Source organism: uncultured Tateyamaria sp. (assembly GCF_947497045.1).
Taxonomy (GTDB): Bacteria; Pseudomonadota; Alphaproteobacteria; order Rhodobacterales; family Rhodobacteraceae; genus Tateyamaria.
Genome location: NZ_CANMEU010000005.1, coordinates 190731 through 208196, shown reverse-complemented (window position 1 = coordinate 208196; position 17466 = coordinate 190731). Strand labels below are relative to the sequence as shown.

Annotated in this window: 13 protein-coding genes; 9 read left to right on the top strand and 4 right to left on the bottom strand. The window is 58.0% G+C overall.

What is annotated here, in order from left to right; all coding sequences use genetic code 11:
• Positions 1-61: 61 nt before the first annotated feature.
• Entirely contained in the window at positions 62-1066 is a 1005-nt protein-coding gene (locus Q0859_RS12915) for a hypothetical protein (RefSeq protein ID WP_299151802.1), read from the top strand.
• Positions 1067-1069: 3 nt separating this feature from the next.
• Here the strand turns inward: Q0859_RS12915 and Q0859_RS12910 are convergent, their stop codons facing one another.
• Together Q0859_RS12910 and Q0859_RS12905 are read right to left on the bottom strand one after the other, a co-directional pair.
• Positions 1070-1723: an ABC transporter ATP-binding protein gene (locus Q0859_RS12910; RefSeq protein WP_299151801.1), complete on the bottom strand. Its 654-nt coding sequence runs from the start codon at positions 1721-1723 to the stop codon at positions 1070-1072.
• An 11-nt stretch (positions 1724-1734) separates the two neighbouring features.
• Entirely contained in the window at positions 1735-3174 is a 1440-nt protein-coding gene (locus tag Q0859_RS12905) for a capsule biosynthesis protein (RefSeq protein WP_299151800.1), read from the bottom strand.
• 128 nt (positions 3175-3302) lie between these two features.
• On the opposite strand from Q0859_RS12905, the gene Q0859_RS12900 reads away from it, so the two are divergent.
• A complete protein-coding gene (locus Q0859_RS12900; RefSeq protein ID WP_299151798.1) occupies positions 3303-4133 on the top strand; it encodes an ABC transporter permease in 831 nt (276 codons plus the stop codon).
• Here Q0859_RS12900 and Q0859_RS12895 read toward each other — a convergent pair.
• On the bottom strand, positions 4075-6648 hold the full coding sequence (locus Q0859_RS12895; protein ID WP_299151796.1) for a glycosyltransferase: 2574 nt from the start codon (positions 6646-6648) through the stop codon (positions 4075-4077). The genes Q0859_RS12900 and Q0859_RS12895 overlap by 59 nt on opposite strands.
• 289 nt (positions 6649-6937) lie before the next feature.
• A complete protein-coding gene (locus Q0859_RS12890; RefSeq protein ID WP_299151794.1) occupies positions 6938-8044 on the bottom strand; it encodes a DUF2793 domain-containing protein in 1107 nt (368 codons plus the stop codon).
• A 322-nt stretch (positions 8045-8366) separates the two neighbouring features.
• Between Q0859_RS12890 and Q0859_RS12885 the strand changes: the two genes are divergently transcribed.
• From Q0859_RS12885 to Q0859_RS12855, 7 genes are all read left to right on the top strand, one after another.
• Entirely contained in the window at positions 8367-9824 is a 1458-nt protein-coding gene (locus tag Q0859_RS12885; protein ID WP_299151793.1) for a PLP-dependent aminotransferase family protein, read from the top strand.
• Between the two features lie 118 nt (positions 9825-9942).
• Positions 9943-11721 (top strand): sulfoacetaldehyde acetyltransferase, encoded by a 1779-nt coding sequence (gene xsc, locus Q0859_RS12880; protein WP_299151792.1) that lies wholly within the window; start codon positions 9943-9945, stop codon positions 11719-11721.
• Positions 11722-11758: 37 nt separating this feature from the next.
• Positions 11759-12772: a phosphate acetyltransferase gene (gene pta / locus Q0859_RS12875; protein WP_299151791.1), complete on the top strand. Its 1014-nt coding sequence runs from the start codon at positions 11759-11761 to the stop codon at positions 12770-12772.
• Complete coding sequence (locus Q0859_RS12870; protein ID WP_299151790.1) at positions 12769-15585, top strand: molybdopterin oxidoreductase family protein; 2817 nt, start codon at positions 12769-12771, stop codon at positions 15583-15585. Before pta ends, Q0859_RS12870 begins: the two co-directional genes overlap by 4 nt.
• Complete coding sequence (locus Q0859_RS12865; RefSeq protein ID WP_299151789.1) at positions 15582-15728, top strand: hypothetical protein; 147 nt, start codon at positions 15582-15584, stop codon at positions 15726-15728. Before Q0859_RS12870 ends, Q0859_RS12865 begins: the two co-directional genes overlap by 4 nt.
• 76 nt (positions 15729-15804) lie before the next feature.
• Entirely contained in the window at positions 15805-16563 is a 759-nt protein-coding gene (locus Q0859_RS12860) for a 4Fe-4S dicluster domain-containing protein (protein WP_299151788.1), read from the top strand.
• On the top strand, positions 16563-17435 hold the full coding sequence (locus Q0859_RS12855; RefSeq protein WP_299151785.1) for a DmsC/YnfH family molybdoenzyme membrane anchor subunit: 873 nt from the start codon (positions 16563-16565) through the stop codon (positions 17433-17435). The genes Q0859_RS12860 and Q0859_RS12855 overlap by 1 nt, the downstream gene beginning before the upstream one ends.
• Positions 17436-17466: the final 31 nt, after the last annotated feature.

The following is a 17466-nucleotide window of genomic DNA, read 5'->3' as shown; positions in this document are numbered from 1 at the left end:
CGAGTGTCAGAGCAATCTTTTGTTGCAGCATCGGGCCGGTTTACACGCGCTTTCGGGCGAGATGTCACACCGACCCGAGACTGTGCGCACTCTTCAGGAAGCGGCCCAAGCCATTATGACCAAACTGTTTATTCACATCGGCGCACACAAGACAGGGACAACGACGTTGCAGCGGTGTTTCGATGAAAATAGCGCGGCCCTCGCGGCCTTGGGGGTCACATATCCGCGCAGCAACTGGTTCCATCACTCACAGCATCGGCTGGCCTTTGCCCTGAAAGGTATGCGCGATCCCTTGCAAAAAGACATCCCGGATTTTGACCGCGAAGTGGGCGCGCTGAATACGGCGGTCGCCTCTGCCAAGACGTCAAATGTGTTCATTTCCTCCGAAGAATTCTTTTCATGCAGCGCGGATGCGGTGATGCGGTTGAAGGATCGGCTGGATGTGGACAGCACCCACATCATCGCCACCGTGCGCCGCCCCGACACGATGTTCGTGTCGATGTACAATCAAAAGGCCAAGCAGCCCAACAATGGATTCAATCGGTTGATCACGTCATTCGTGGACAAGCCAGAGACATTGGATAGCGATCTGTCGTTCTGGTCCTGCATTCGCAATTGGCGCGACACGTTTTCGTGCGATATGACGTTGCTGCAATATGAAACCGGGCCCGCCGTCGATCAGATGCTGGGGGTCTTGGGACTTGAACCCGATGCCCTGCCCCAAAGCACAGCCATCAACAAAAGCCTGCCGGGTGCCGTGATTGAAGTGATGCGGCTGAGCAAAGCCACGGGGCTATCGCCGCACGCACAAAAGCAGGTGTTTTGGCTGGCAAATCAAGTATTGGCCGACCGACCGTCCTACTTTCTCAGCGCAGAAAACCGGCGTAAAATCCTGCGCTCGGTCGAGGCGGAAAATCACGCGCTTTTCGCCGCGTTCGGGATGAAAAACCCATACACGATAGACAGTCGCATCGCCGATTTGCCGGAGGATAGTGAGCGGCAAAACATCGCTTTTCGCGACCTGATGCTGATGCTGGGCACGCTGCTGGATCAGCAAACGGCCTAGGGATCAGGCAAGGTTTTGCTCGTGGTGTTCAATGGCCTGATCAAGATCGTCGTAATAGGTGAGTTGCCCGTTTTCCAACACCGCCCCCGCATCACACAGTTGACGCACCAGTGGCATGGAATGGGTCACGACAATCGCGCTGGCCTTGTCCATGCGGGCCTGAAAAACCTCGCTTGATCGGCGGCGAAAATCAGCATCACCCACGGCCGTGACTTCGTCCACCAGATAGGTATCAAACGCGACGGCCATGGAAATGCCGAACGCCAAACGCGCCCGCATCCCTGACGAATAGCTGCGCACCGGCAGATGAAATTGAGTGCCCAGCTTGGCAAAATCAGCGACAAAATCCACCATATCATTCGTATCGACACCGTATATCCGCGCAATGAAACGGGCATTTTGCGCCCCACTCAGATCACCATGAAACGCCCCGGCAAAGCCAACCGGCCACGAAATCGTGCCCGTCGACAACACCCGCCCCGACGTCGCATCCATATTGCCCGAGATAATCTTCAGCAGGGTGGATTTACCCGCACCATTGCGCCCCAAAAGCGCGACCGACCGCCCTGTGGGAAAGACCACGCTCAAGTTGTCAGCCACCGTTTTACGCTGCCCCTCCAGGACAAAGGTTTTGGTCAGGTTTTCCAGCTGGATCATATCTGCACCGTTCAGCGCCGATCGCGCAGGGCATAGATCACCAGCACCGCGATGCCCCAGATCAGAAATGCGAACAGGGTAAAGATGGCCAACAGGACGTCCCGCTGTGGAAATTTTGCCTGCTCAGCGCGGGTTGGCAACACATGTGCCGCAAGGTATCGGCTCTGACGGCGCGCCTCTGCCTGTGCCGCCTCAAAAGCGGCCAACGCGCCGGTATAGGAATTTTCCGCAAACTCACGATCCACATGCAGGCTCTCAAACTCCCCAACCAGATCGGCAAAGGCGGCCTGATTGTCGGCACCATCTCCAATACCCAGTTTTCGGCGCTCTTCGGCAATTCGTTCTTCGATCACCTGCACACGAAGACGCGCCTGAACCGTTCTTGGGTCTTGTTCGCGCGTGGTTTGCAACAACAGATCCAGGTCGATCAGGGCTGTCGCAAGTTGTTGTTCCAGATTCCCGATCAGCGCCGTCTGAGTGCCAACCGCCTGGCTCGGATCCACAATCTGCGTACGGTTCCGATAGGCCGTCACTGCGGCCCGTGCGATTTTCAGCTGCTCAACGGAGCGATCAAGCTCCACCCGCGCAAATTCGATGGAATCGCTGCGCGCAATATCGGAGAGCGCGTTGATCATCTGCTGGCTCTTCTGGTAAATTGCATTGGAAATTGCTTGCGCATCCTCGGGGTCAAAGGCCAGAGCTCGCACGTTGATCAAGCCGGTACCGCTGTCATACGAAACCCGCACCATCCGTTGCCAATGCGATTGCAGATCCTCAATCGTACCGGGGGCCTTGTAGCTGAAAACCGGGTCTTGCGTGGGTTTAGACCACATGCCGCGCAAATCAATTTCGGCGTCAATATCTGCGACCAGGCGTTGCGATTGTATGAACTCATACAAAATATCGGTGTCTGAGGACGACGATCCAGACAACTCCGTAATGCCGCCCAGAAGCTCGATCGCTGAACTGACCTCCTCTGTGCGCACCGAAAATCCAACGGTCGACGCATATTGGTCCGCCGCACGTTCCCAAAGATACCAACCAACGGCCGCTGATGGCCCGACAACACAGAAGAAAAAGCTGAAGATAACAGCCCAGTGCCGTTTGCGACGTTTCGCGCGTTTGGCCGGGGGGGCAACGCGGGCACCTGCTGCCGGGACAACTACGGGCCTGGCGGGGCGCGTGGGCTGAGGTGGTGATTTGGCACCGGTCGGTTTTGGCGAGGCCACAGCAGGCGCATCCGCACCTGACGTCCCGAGGTTTTGCGCCGGCACCGTTTTCACCGGTCGTGCGGCAATCGGGATGGCGTTCGCCTCGGGATCCTTGACCTGCGTTGGGGCAATTTGCTTTTCAACCGCCGCTTGATCGTGGGTCTTTGACTGTAACGCTGGCGGACGGCCAGCCTCCGAGTCCCGCTTTATCGCTGTGTTCGTCGGCGAATTTTTGATCATGCGTGGCGTCCCCGTCTGCCTCTCGATTAAGTCTTTGGTAGTGAAAATTGGTTAACAAACTCCAACGTTCATGGCTCGCACGGCCGCGGTCGGGACAATTCGACACCATGACGCAGTGAGAAGGACACATGACCAAACACTTCGAACCCACCGGTGGAACCGCCACACCAAAACTGCGCGCTGTCTCAAAAGGGCGCAGTTTTGCCAGCGCGCGCACGATCTTGGCATTGATCCTGCGCGAAATGACGACATCTTATGGCAGGTCGCCGGGCGGTTATCTCTGGGCCATTCTGGAACCGGTCGCCGCGATTACCGTTTTAACAGCGATCTTTTCGTTGGGCTTTCAGGCTCCCTCGATCGGCGTTAATTTCCCGATATTCTACGCAACAGGTGTCGTGCCATTTTTGATGTTCACGGATGTGTCGCTGAAGGTCGCGGGGGCGCTGACCTATTCCCGTGCCCTTTTGACCTACCCAAGCGTGACATTTCTGGATGCGATGATCGCGCGATTTACGGTCAACATGATGACGCAAGTGATGGTTGCCTACATCATTCTGTTTGGTTTGGTCCTTGCCTTGGATACACGTACCTCGCCAGACCTGCCTGTTATCGCTCAGGCATTGGTCATGGTTGCAGCGCTTGCCCTCGGGGTTGGAAGCTTCAACTGCTTTATGTTTACCATTTTCCCGATCTGGCAGCAGGTCTGGAGCGTGTTTACCAGGCCGCTGTTCATCGTATCAGGTGTGCTGTTCACGTTTGACTCAATTCCTGAACCCTACGCCTCCTACGTTTGGTTCAACCCGTTGATCCATGTCATCGGGGTAATGCGCAGCGGGTTCTATTTCAACTATACGGCAGACTATACTTCGCCCACATATGTGTTCGGCCTATCACTGTTTTTCATGCTGATCGGGCTCGTCTTTCTGCGCCGTTATCACAGCGAAATACTAAATCGGTGACGTTGGGTTCCGGCAGGACATGCGCCAGGATCATTTCCGCGGTGATGTCCCCCTTTGGTAGCTTGATCAGCCCACCCGATGCGCCACTGCTGAGCCCACCCGATGCGCCACTGCTGAGCGCACCCGAGACCGCCTCGGCCTGCGCGCCAAGATCAAAGGTCCAGACCGGCAAACCGGTCGCAAGCGCCTCGTGCGTTGTGAAGGAAAAGGTTTCCGGGCAGATCGACGGGATCAACCACATGGTGATGCCATAGCGGGCCACCAATTCAGGCAGTTCTGAAACCTTGTACCCACCATGAATTTTTGTGCCCATAGCGAGGGGATAATCCGGATCTACATTCCCCAAGACGACCAATTTCGCATTGGGTCGCGATGCGATTGTTTTGCTCAGATCTGCCAGTACAGCAGCACCTTTTATGAACCCAATGTTGCCAAGGACACCGATCACGTCACCGGCGACGCGCTTGGGTTGCTGCAAGCGGGGAACATCATGCGGCAGGGTATGGGGCACGATGCGCAATGCACGAGCCGCTTCGGGAAAGGCCGACATCACCAGACTGTGCCCGCTTTTGGAAAAGACGCGCACCTCGGTCGCGTGCGCCATAACTGGTCGCCACGCAGCGCGCCAATCGGCCAACGTGATCAACGTGCCATCAGGGCGGCGTGTGGTGTGCACATCATCGGTATTTTCCTCATCGGGGACCCCCGAGAACTTCCCGTTTTTATCCAAAAGATTGAATGACGGGGAAATCGGGAAATAGTCGTTCATCAATATTTCCAGTTGCGCACCGGGTGTCGCCAGATCTGACAGTCGCGCAGGCAACTCCACCGGGTCCACGTGCCCCACACCGCAGGAGTAAATCACCCGGCGTCTGGTCAGCGGGGCCAGCAACGCCTCAACATCTTTGAACTCGGACGTCCCGGCCCGGTGGCTCCCCTGAGCCGTCACAAGTTCGACATCCCAAGTCGCGACGCCACCCACGCGTAGAACCACCGCACCACCGACATCAATGATGTCTTGCTCAAGACGGCACTGCAAATAGATCTCGGCACCGCCGCCCAGACTATGTGCCAGATAGATCGGAATCGGGAGGGCCGTCTGCGCCTCAAGCACTGCCATGCCCAAGGCCAGACGCGCGGTCGCCAGCGGATCACGTCGGATAAAATCCTGCACCTCGGCATCGAAACTTGGATAGCGTGCCACAATCTTTTGATTGTTCTGCTGGATCATTTCGAGCTTTTCGGCACTGCCAAAGGATGCCGCACCCTTGTGCTGCACAAAGAGGCCCGGATGGGCGACATTATATCCGCCGTTAGCGCGCGCTTTCTGGCACCAGTCCACCTCTTCTCCGTAACCGCGGCCGAAAACCGTATCAAACTGCGGCACAAGATTCAGATAGTGTCGCGACATTGCCATACAGAACCCAACCCCGGTCGGTGTATCCTGCCATGTCGCGCCGACATTCAAACATCTCGCACGTGCATCAATGACATCAACAGCACCGTCCACTATATCGACACGTTCGCAGATATGTGGAGCCGTGAAAATCTCAGCATCGTTTGACATGGGGGTCACGCTGGCAATATCCGCCCGTGCACGGATCGGGGCCATCAACCGGCTGGCCCAACCTGATGGCACCATTGCATCCGAGTTCAGCAGGATCACGTCCTCATTGCGCTGTGCAGCAATATCAAAACCCGCATTGACCGATCCAACAAATCCCCGATTTTTCACATTTTCAATCAAACTGACGCTGCCCCTTGGTTGCCCCTGAACCCAACCCCGCAGGAACGGGCGCACGCGCGGATCAGGCGAACAGTCGTCAATCAAGACGATATGATGGGGAACATCGGTATGTAGCGCGACCCGGTTCAACAACTCGGCCAACAGGTCGAACGCATTGTAAACCGGAATGATAATGGTGACGGGTGTGTCGTCAGAAGCGCCCTGGAGCGCCGGAAGCAAAAGCGCACTATCCACGACCGTGGGCTCAATCCGCGTTTGCAAACCCAGAATACGTTTGACGGCCTGACGTGCTGCGTGATCGCCGTGACGATACCACCGCCATGTATCCGGCAGCGCCAGGATCGCATCACGCACAAAGGGGCGGATCATCTGCCGATGTGCATCCTTCAAGGCCTGGCTCGAAAATCGCGGCAAGATTTGGGGCTGAGTCCGTCCAACCTGAAACATCAAGCTGAGAGCGCCGTCCTGGTCCATCCACGCCACGTCCAAAACAAAACCAAAGGGCCTCTTTGGATCGGCTCCGCGCATGGCAGCCACATCGATCCGCGGCAGGCTCGGTGCCACGCGATGCTCCGTACCTGCAAACGACAGGACAACCTCGCGCGCATCGGTCCAGCCCTCGATCACCAGCCGCCCATTCGCCACGGAAACCAGGTCGACATACCCAGCCACCTCACCGTCATGCCCGAGCAACGCAAACCCTTCGCCCTCCAGAGTCAGATGTTGGTCCGCATACCGTTTAAAAAGCTGGAAAATACGTTGAAACACCTAGACCTCCAAATCACTCCCGGACGATTGGGTCCGGGCCTTTGGTCTTTGACAATTGCGTGTCATTGACCAAGCGGATGATCCAGCAGAAGTCTTAGGAAACGGTAAGTACGGCCTACTTTTTACCAGATTTTAGGGCGCGAACAGAAGAAATGGGGCACCAGGAGCGTTTCTATCATGTTGAATCGTAAAGAAGTATTGAGGTTTTGCGTGGTCACCTCAGGTGAGACCATCCACACATATGAGGTTGCCAGCGCGCCTGCCATTGGCCGACAGACATGCGTGCACTTTAGAACCAGCGACCAATTGCCATCACTTGGCACATAGCCGTGTCACCACTTTGAAAATCGGTCAGTCCGGCAATGCGATACTGGGCGAACGTCGCCTGTGTCCCATCTGTGTTGGCGCTCATAAGGGCACCCAACGCATCCGGATCAGGCGTCGCGTCAGCCTGAATACTGTTGGCATCAACGGATCCGGTCACAACCGGCACCCCCACGAACGGCACAGGGAACACCCATACAGCCTCGATCCGGTTGGCACCGCCGAAATTCAGGTTGAGGGGGCCTGAACATATCTGCGTGCCATCGGCAAAACGCACATATGCACCCTGCGGCGTAGTGGCACTTTCAATCACGGCACCCGTTGGCGAACCAGCAGTCTGAGCCACGGTGCCGACGACATTCCCGGAGCTGTACCCCCAATCGGCACGCATGAGACGGCCGGGCGTGACGTCATCACTGCTTTGCTGCACGGCCTCACCTGTCGCACGGCCCGTGACCCCATCGAAGGCAAGGGCTGTGACAAAGGTCGCCCCATCCGCGCTAACTTTGATCGCGAAATCATCATTGCCCATTGTGCCCATCTCCGCGCGGCCCGAATAACCGGATTGGAACAGCAGGCTTGCAACATCAGAGGTGGCGGCCTTGTTGACCTTCAACTGATGACCGCCCGTTGTTTCATGGGTCAGCAACGTTGCATCTGCCGATACAATCAACCTGTTCACCGCATCAGCGCTCGCATTGATGCCAACGCCCGCAATATTGTCGAGGTTCGGGGTCACCGGCTCCCAAACAGCACCTTTGCGCACACATATGACGTCATCAGCTTGATCATAAAGCACCCAACCCTCGCGGGGCTCGACAAACAACCAGCCGCCATTTGACCAGATTGCAACCTCATTGGGATGGCCAGCCCACACAGCCTGCGGTGCAGCACCAAGCGCAAAAACAGTACCCTCTTCCGTCAGCGTTGGGGGCGTGTTTGCCTCACGCGACAGCACGTTCAACTGCGCAACAGCATCCAGAATTTCAAGCGCACTATTATGCGTGACATGTTTTTGAGCCTGCGATGGCTGGATAAGGGGAAGTGACAGACGGGTCGATTGCTCGGTCATGGAGGGCGCTTTCTCATGGATTTCGAAAGCACACATTTGCCTACGCATATCTTAATAAGACGCTGTCTCCGCGCTCGGGAGGTTAACAAGATTGTAAGACTTCGAAAGCGCGCAAGGATTATGCGATAAATCATCATCGATACATTGATCGTGATATCAAGGGATGAGCCAAGGAGAAGTTCGCTCCAATAAATGAAACAAAACGTCTCGATTTTTGTTGCACTTGCAGGTTAACCAGAATACCCTGATTACGAGGTATAATGTATTCAGCAATCTGTAATGCCAGATTGACCCAGCCATAAGACCAGTTTAAGACTGGCGCATGGCGCTCCCGGTCGAAACATTTTTCCTTTCGCCCACACATCAGGGCACCCTGCAAGGTCAGGTGCAGCAGATGATTGCGCACGGTATTTTGTCAGGCCGGTTCGGGGCAGGAGAAAAGCTGCCTTCGACCAGAAAACTGGCAACACATTTGGGCATAAGCCGGATTACGGTCACGCTGGCCTACACTGAATTGGTGGCCTCCGACTACCTGTCAGCACGGGGGCGTTCAGGATATTATGTCTCGGCCAATGCACCAATCCCACCCGTCTACCGGCCTCAGCAGATGGTCAGCGACAATGTCGACTGGACACGCGCGATCGGCCAACGTTTTTCGGGCGGACAGACCCTCAACAAACCACAGGACTGGGCACGATTTCGATACCCCTTCATTTACGGGCAGACGGACCCACAGCTCTTTGATCATGCCAATTGGCGGCAATGCGCGCTGCAGGCCCTCGGCCAACGTGACTTCTCGGCACTGACCTCGGACTACTTCGACCAGGACGACCCTCAACTGATCGAATTTATCCAACGCCATACATTACCGCGCCGCGGGATCGCCGCCAATGCGGACCAGATTCTGATCACGCTCGGCGCGCAAAACGCTTTATGGCTCGCCGCACAGGTATTGCTGACCCAACGGCGCACCGCCGCATTCGAAGACCCCTGCTACCCCGCTTTGCGCGAAATTCTGACCCAATCGCGCTGCCATATGGCACCAGTACGGGTTGACCGAGATGGCCTGCCACCAGATGCAATTACCCCGGACGCTGACGTCATTTTCACGACGCCAAGCCACCAGTGCCCAACGACCGCAACCATGCCTATGGCACGCCGACAAGCGCTTTTGGACCGAGCCCGCGAGCTTGAGGCATTGATCGTCGAGGACGATTACGAGTTCGAAATGTCGTTTCTTGAACCGCCTTCTCCGGCCTTGAAATCGATGGATACGGACGGGCGTGTGATCTATGTGGGCAGTTTCTCGAAATCGCTGTTTCCGGGGCTGCGCCTCGGGTATCTGGTTGGCTCCGAGCCGTTCGTGCGCGAAGCGCGCGCACTGCGCACATCGGTGTTGCGCCACCCACCGGGGCACATTCAACGTACGGCTGCTTATTTCCTTTCGATGGGACATTACGACGCCCAAATTCGCAAGATGGGGGCTGCCTTGCACAAGCGTCGCACAGCGATGCAACAGGCCATTGACGAACATGGACTGCACGTGGCCGGGATTGGTGCATTTGGGGGTTCATCTTTCTGGATGCGTGCGCCTGATGGGGTCGATACCCGCGATCTGGCCCGTAGCTTGCGCGACCACGGCGTCCTCATCGAACCGGGGCATGCGTTCTTCTCGGGTGACGAACTGCCGCGCAACTATTATCGGCTCGGATACTCCTCGATCCAGGCTGACAAAATCGCGAACGGGATCTCATTGATCGCGCGCGCCCTCAATCCCTGACCTGGACCTAAGGCAGCTTCACAACTGGCCCTAACTTCAGAGCGTGCTGGTCTTTACCCTGTGGGTCAACCTAGCCGGGGCGATTCGACGCCCCCCTTTTCTATTGGAGAGCGCCGCCATGAAAATGACCACCGAAGAAGCCTTTGTAAAAACGTTGCAAATGCACGGGATCGACAATGCATTCGGGATCATCGGATCCGCCATGATGCCGATTTCGGATATCTTCCCCGATGCCGGCATCAAATTCTGGGACTGCGCCCATGAAACGTCCGGCGGCATGATGGCCGATGGCTTTACCCGCGCGACCGGCAAGATGTGCATGATGATCGCGCAGAACGGCCCCGGCATCACCAACTTCGTCACCGCCGTCAAAACCGCATACTGGAACCACACGCCGGTCTTGCTGGTCACACCGCAAGCCGCGAACAAGACCATCGGTCAGGGTGGTTTTCAGGAAATGGAACAGATGAACCTGTTTGCCGACTGTGTGGCATATCAGGAAGAAGTGCGTGACCCGTCGCGCATTGCCGAAACCCTGAACCGGGTGATCATGCAGGCCAAGCGCGCGTCGGCTCCCGCCCAAATCAACATTCCCCGCGATTTCTGGACGCAAGTGGTCGACATCGACCTGCCCGTCATCGTCGACTTCGAATTGCCCCAAGGGGGTGATACCGCTGTTGCGGACGCTGCAAAAATGCTGAGTGAGGCGAAGTTCCCCGTCATCCTGAACGGCGCAGGTGCAGTGCTGTCCAAGGGCGGCATCGAGGCCTCGCGCATTCTGGCCGAGCGCCTAGACGCTCCCGTATGTGTCGGCTACCAGCACAACGACGCCTTCCCCGGCAACCATCCGCTGTTCGCAGGTCCGTTAGGCTACAACGGCTCCAAGGCGGGTATGCAGTTGATCAGCCAGGCCGACGTGGTGCTGTGTCTCGGTACGCGCCTTAACCCGTTCTCGACCCTGCCCGGCTATGGCATTGATTACTGGCCCACCGACGCCAAGATCATCCAGGTCGACCTGAATCCTGACCGCATCGGCCTGACCAAGAAGGTCACTGTGGGCATCGTCGGCGACGCGGCCAAGGTTGCTCAGGGCATCACCGCGCAACTCAGCGATGATGCGGGCGACACAAACCGCACCGAACGTAAGAACACCATCGCGACCACCAAGTCCGCATGGGCGCAGGAACTGACCTCGATGACCGAGGAACAGGACGATCCGGGCACCGACTGGAACGTGCGCGCACGCGCGGCCAAGCCCGACTGGATGGCCCCCCGCATGGCATGGCGCGCGATCCAGAAGGCGCTGCCGGTCGAGGCGATCATCTCGTCCGACATCGGCAACAACTGCGCCATCGGCAACGCCTACCCGTCGTTCAACGAAAGCCGCAAATATCTGGCCCCCGGCCTGTTCGGCCCTTGTGGCTACGGCCTGCCCTCAATCGTGGGTGCGAAAATTGGCAAGCCCGATGTGCCTGTCGTGGGCTTTGCTGGTGACGGCGCGTTTGGCATCTCGGTCAACGAACTCACCGCCATCGGGCGCGGCGACTGGCCTGCGATCACGCAGATCGTCTTCCGAAACTACCAATGGGGTGCGGAAAAGCGGAACTCGACCCTGTGGTTTGACGACAACTTCGTCGGCACCGAGCTGGACGAAGATGTGTCCTACGCCGGGATCGCCAACGCATGCGGCCTCAAAGGTGTCGTGTGCCGCACACAAGACGAACTGACCGAGGCACTGGCCCAAGCCATCAAGGACCAGATGGAAAACGGGATCACCACGCTGATCGAAGCGATGATCAACCAGGAACTCGGCGACCCATTCCGTCGCGATGCCATGAAGAAGCCCGTCCAAGTGGCCGGGATCAGCAAAGACGACATGCGCGAGCAGGTTGTTTGAGCCACGTGAAAAACTCTGAGCAAACAGGTTGGGCCGCATGAGTGTTCTGGATGACCTCCAGAGCCGTGCAGCGGCCCATCCCGCTCATATCGTATTGAGCGAAGGCCACGATCCCCGGATCGTGGCCGCTGCCATTCGCGCTGTTGCCGCTGGTCTGAGCACAATCACCCTTGTGGGTGAAACGAAGGCCGTCACCGCCGCATTACAAAATGCGGGCGGCCAGCCATCTGATCAGTTACGCATAGCTGATCCCGCTGTCGATCCTCGCAAGGCCGAGATCGCACAGGGCTTTTTCGAACACCGTCAGCACAAAGGCGTCACACTTGAAAAAGCGGAAACGCTGACAGAGAACCCGCTGGTCTTTGCCGCCATGCTTGTCCGCATGGGGTACGCCGATGGTACTGTGGGCGGGGCGGTTGCGACAACATCTGATACCGTGCGCGCAGCGCTTCAAGTCATCGGCAAAGCTCCCGACGCCGCTTTGGTATCCAGCTTTTTCCTCATGGTTCTGCCAGAAAACCACCCATCGGGCAGGCGCGCCATGATCTTTTCGGACAGTGGGCTGGTGATTGACCCAAATGCCGATGACCTTGCCGCAATCGCGGTCCAATCCGCCGCCTCATGCCGGACCCTCATGGCTGAAACGCCCAAAGTGGCCCTGCTGTCCTTTTCCACGAAAGGCAGCGCGCGCCATGCGAGCGTCACCAAGGTGACCGAGGCCGCAAATATTCTGGCGGAACAATATCCAGGCCTCGACGCGGATGGAGAGCTGCAATTCGACGCCGCCTTTGTCCCCGATGTCGGGGCAAGCAAGGCCGCCGGATCCCCCGTCGCAGGCCACGCCAACGTGATGATCTTTCCAAACCTCGATGCAGGCAATATCGGCTATAAGATTGCCCAACGCATCGGGGGATGCACCGCCATCGGCCCCATCCTTCAGGGCCTCGCCAAACCCGCCAATGACCTCAGCCGGGGCTGCACCGCTGACGACGTACTGCATATGATCGCAGTCACCGCCCTGCAATCTGCCGCCCATCAGGAGACCACATGAACCAGCCCAAGCTTGATCTGTCGCCCAAAGTCTCCGACGAAATTCGCAAGACGACCTGTTACATGTGCGCCTGCCGCTGCGGGATCAACGTGCACCTCAAAGACGGCAAAGTTGCCTATATCGAGGGCAACCGCGACCACCCCGTGAACAAGGGTGTGCTTTGTGCCAAAGGGTCCGCCGGGATCATGCAGGTCAATGCGCCATCGCGTCTGCGCGCCCCGTTGAAACGGGTCGGCCCGCGCGGTTCGGGCGAGTTTGAGGAAATCTCGTGGGACGAAGCCCTGGGGATCGCCACCGACTGGCTTGCACCCCTGCGCAAAAAGGACCCCTCCAAGCTCGCCTTCTTCACCGGCCGGGATCAGTCTCAATCTTTCACATCCTTCTGGGCGCAGAATTTTGGCACACCGAACTATGCAGCCCATGGCGGGTTCTGCTCGGTCAATATGGCAGCCGCAGGCATCTACACGATGGGCGGTGCGTTCTGGGAATTTGGACAACCGGACTGGGACCACACAAAGCTGTTCATGCTGTTCGGCGTCGCCGAAGACCACGATTCAAATCCGATCAAGATGGGTATCGGCAAGATCAAGGGGCGCGGTGCCCGCGTGATCGGCGTGAATCCGATCCGCACAGGCTATAATGCGGTCGCAGATGATTGGGTCGGCATCACGCCGGGCACAGACGGGCTTTTCATCCTGTCATTGGTGCACTGCCTGATGAAAACCGGTAATATTGATGTCAACTATCTGGCTCAATTCACCAACGCACCCTGCCTTGTCAACGGTGACGAAAAATCGCCTGAATTTGGCCTCTTGCTGCGTGATGATGCGGGCAAGGAACTGGTCATGGACCGGGCCACGGGCAAACTGACGCCCTTTGACCAAAAGGGGGTGAAACCAGACCTCACCGCCACACACCGCCACGCCGGCGTCAGCCATCGCACCGTCATGCAACATATGGCCGAACGGTACCTGGCCGATGAATACACCCCCGAAGCCGTCGCTGAACGTGTTGGGATCTCTTCCAAACGCATTCGTACGCTCGCCGCCGAAATTGCGCGTGTCGCCTTTGACGAAGCGTTCGAGTTGGATCAGGAATGGACAGATTTTCGGGGCGAAACACACAAGACCATGCAAGGGCGGCCCGTGTCGTTCCACGCCATGCGCGGTATCAGTGCCCACGCAAACGGGTTCCAGACCTGTCGCGCGCTGCACGTGCTACAAATCCTGCTTGGCAGCGTCGAGGTGCCCGGGGGGTTCCGCTTCAAACCGCCCTACCCCAAGCCCGCGACCGCGCATCCCAAACCACATTGCAAAGTCACCGCCGACAGCCCGCTTGACGGCCCGCACCTGGGCTTTGTGCACGGCCCAGAAGACCTCGCCCTGAAGGATGACGGCAGCCCGGCTCGCATCGACAAGGCCTTTACGTGGGAAAACCCCATGTCCAGCCACGGGCTGATGCACATGGTGATCTCGAACGCACATGCGGGCGATCCCTACAAGATCGACACGCTGTTCATGTACATGGCCAACATGTCCTGGAATTCATCGATGAATATCGGCGGTGTGATCAACATGCTGACGGACAAGGGCGACGATGGCGAATATGTCATCCCCCGCATCATCTATTCGGATGCGTATAGCTCGGAAATGGTGGCCTACGCCGACCTGATCCTGCCTGACACCACCTACCTTGAGCGGCACGACTGTATCTCGCTGCTGGATCGGCCCATTTGCGAGGCGGATGCCGCCGCCGATGCGATCCGCTGGCCGGTGATCGAACCCGACCGTGATGTGCGTGGTTTCCAATCCGTACTCTGCGAACTGGGCGCAAGACTGCACCTGCCGGGCTTCACGAACGATGACGGCAGCCAGAAATACGCCGACTACGCGGACTACATCGTCAACCACGAACGCAAACCCGGTATCGGCCCCCTCGCAGGGTTCCGCATGGGCAAAGACGGGCTGACTTCGGGGCGCGGCGACGTCAACGAAAGCCAGCTCGACAACTACATCGAAAACGGGGGCTTCTTTATTGAACACATCCCCGAAGGGGCGAACTACTACAAACCGTGGAATGCCGCCTATCAGGATTGGGCCGTGGGCATGGGGCTTTATGACAGCCCACAACCCTATCTCTTTTCGCTCTACATCGAACCCATGCGCCGGTTCCAACTCGCCGCCGAAGGGCACGGGGATCGCCAACCCCCCGATCATCTGCGTGAACGGATCAAGGCAACGATGGATCCGCTGCCCATCTGGTACGACCCCGCACCCGAAAACAAGGTTGACGACTTCCCCATCACGGCGCTCACACAGCGGCCCATGGCCATGTATCACTCATGGGGTTCACAAAACGCTTGGCTGCGACAATTGCACGGGCACAACCCGCTCTATCTGCCGACCAAGCTGATGCGGGACAACGCGCTCAGCGATGGGGACTGGGCCAAGGTCACCTCACCCCATGGCGAAATCACGGTACCCGTTCTCGAAATGGCAGCGCTGAACGAAAACACGGTCTGGACGTGGAATGCGATCGGCAAACGCAAGGGGGCGTGGGCGCTGGACGAGAAAGCACCCGAGGCAACGCGCGGCTTCCTGCTCAACCACCTGATGCACGAATTACTGCCACCCAAGGGCGACGGACTGCGATGGGCCAATTCCGACCCGATCACCGGACAGGCTGCATGGTTCGACCTCAAGGTGCGGATCGAAAAAGTCGACGCACCACAAGAATCCCACCCCGTCATGGCACCGATCAAATCACCTGTCGGCAAAGGCCCCGCCAAAGTCAGCTGGAAGGTCGGCAAATGAGCGGTATCCAACGCACTCTGCTCGCCATCGCCGCTTTCGTGGCCATCGCGGTCGGATCCTTCATTTGGTTCATCGCCAGTTGGGACAAATCCAAAACGAAACCCGTCAGCCAGTTGACCTTGACCACGGACGCGACAGCATGATGTTTCTTTTGACCAAAAATACGGCGGGGTCTGGGGCAGCGCCCCAGTCCGTCCTCACGACAAGCGAGACGCTGGCATGACACAACTCCCCCAAAGCACCACCAAAAAGCTCGGGCTCGTCATCGACCTCGACACCTGCGTCGGATGCCATGCCTGCGTGATCTCATGCAAAGGATGGAACACCGAAAACTACGGGGCACCGCTCTCTGATATGGATGCGTATGGATCAGATCCGTCGGGATCGTTCCTCAATCGCGTCCACAGCTTCGAAGTGCAGCCCGCCCAGGGCGAAGCACAACTCATCCACTTCCCCAAATCTTGCCTGCATTGCGAAGACGCGCCCTGCGTAACCGTCTGCCCCACCGGGGCAAGCTACAAGCGGGTCGAGGACGGCATTGTGTTGGTCAACGAATCCGACTGCATCGGGTGCGGCTTGTGTGCATGGGCCTGTCCCTACGGTGCCCGCGAAATGGACGCGGTCGAAAATGTGATGAAAAAATGCACGCTCTGCGTCGACCGCATCTACAATGAAAACCTGCCCGAGGTGGATCGTGAACCCGCCTGCGTGCGGACCTGCCCCTCAGGGGCGCGCCATTTTGGCGACTTCGCCGACCCCGAAAGTCACGTTTCAAAGCTCACCGCGGAACGCGGCGGCATGGACCTGATGCCTGAACAGGGCACAAAACCGGTCAACCAATACCTGCCCCCCCGGCCCAAGGACACGCTGAGTGAGGGGGCTGGCGATATCGACGTTCTGGCACCTTACCTCGAGCCGGTTGCGCAAGAGGCCACAGGCTTCCTTGGCTGGCTCGACAAAACGCTGGAGAAACTCTGATGCATCCCGCACCTTCCGTCATTTTCTTCACCGTCTTTTCGGGCATCGGCTTTGGGCTTCTGGCGTTTCTTGGGTTGGGATATCCGGGCGTCACAGGCTGGACCGCCTTCGCCTTTTTCGCCATCGCATATGTATGCGCAGTGGGTGGGTTGATGTCATCAACCTTCCACCTTGGCCGCCCCGAACGCGCACTCAAGGCATTCACGCAGTGGCGCTCTTCCTGGCTCAGCCGCGAAGGATGGTGTGCGGTGATCGCGCTTCTCGTCATGGCAGTCTACGGCATGGGCCTCGTCTTTTTCGGGGAACGCTGGACGATTCTTGGCCTGATCGGGGCCGTGTTTTCGGTGCTGACGATCTTTACCACATCGATGATCTACACCCAGCTCAAGTCGGTCCCGCGCTGGAACTCAACCGCAACGCCCGCGATGTTCCTCAGCTACGCCTTTGCGGGCGGTGCACTGCTGGCCGGACAAGTCACGTGGGCGATGGGGCTTCTGGCGATTGCGGCTGTCGTGCAGGTCGTTCTCTGGGCTCAGGGCGATGGGGCACTTTCCGGGTCAGGCACATCGCTCGCCACCGCAACGGGGCTGGGCAACATCGGCAGCGTGCGCGCGTTTGAACCGCCGCATACCGGCACGAACTACCTTCTCAAGGAGTTTGTATACGTCGTGGGGCGCAAACACAGCCAAAAGCTGCGGATCATTGCGATCGCGCTCATGGCAGTACTGCCCATCGCGCTGCTGGCGGTATCATTCTCGCATGTGCTGGCTCTGCTGGCCGTGATCAGCCACGTCGCGGGCGCGCTTGTCTCACGTTGGTTGTTCTTTGCCGAAGCTGAACACGTCGTCGGCCTCTACTACGGCAAACGCTAAGTTTGGGGCGAGCGTAATCGCCCGCCCCAAC

Coding starts and splice junctions, on each gene's coding strand:
- Q0859_RS12905 (WP_299151800.1), bottom strand. CDS start 3,174: ATGATCAAAAATTCGCCGACGAACACAGCGATAAAGCGGGACTCGGAG.
- Q0859_RS12860 (WP_299151788.1), top strand. CDS start 15,805: ATGACACAACTCCCCCAAAGCACCACCAAAAAGCTCGGGCTCGTCATC.
- Q0859_RS12885 (WP_299151793.1), top strand. CDS start 8,367: ATGGCGCTCCCGGTCGAAACATTTTTCCTTTCGCCCACACATCAGGGC.
- Q0859_RS12865 (WP_299151789.1), top strand. CDS start 15,582: ATGAGCGGTATCCAACGCACTCTGCTCGCCATCGCCGCTTTCGTGGCC.
- Q0859_RS12870 (WP_299151790.1), top strand. CDS start 12,769: ATGAACCAGCCCAAGCTTGATCTGTCGCCCAAAGTCTCCGACGAAATT.
- Q0859_RS12910 (WP_299151801.1), bottom strand. CDS start 1,723: ATGATCCAGCTGGAAAACCTGACCAAAACCTTTGTCCTGGAGGGGCAG.
- Q0859_RS12855 (WP_299151785.1), top strand. CDS start 16,563: ATGCATCCCGCACCTTCCGTCATTTTCTTCACCGTCTTTTCGGGCATC.
- xsc (WP_299151792.1), top strand. CDS start 9,943: ATGAAAATGACCACCGAAGAAGCCTTTGTAAAAACGTTGCAAATGCAC.
- Q0859_RS12890 (WP_299151794.1), bottom strand. CDS start 8,044: ATGACCGAGCAATCGACCCGTCTGTCACTTCCCCTTATCCAGCCATCG.
- Q0859_RS12900 (WP_299151798.1), top strand. CDS start 3,303: ATGACCAAACACTTCGAACCCACCGGTGGAACCGCCACACCAAAACTG.
- pta (WP_299151791.1), top strand. CDS start 11,759: ATGAGTGTTCTGGATGACCTCCAGAGCCGTGCAGCGGCCCATCCCGCT.
- Q0859_RS12915 (WP_299151802.1), top strand. CDS start 62: ATGTCACACCGACCCGAGACTGTGCGCACTCTTCAGGAAGCGGCCCAA.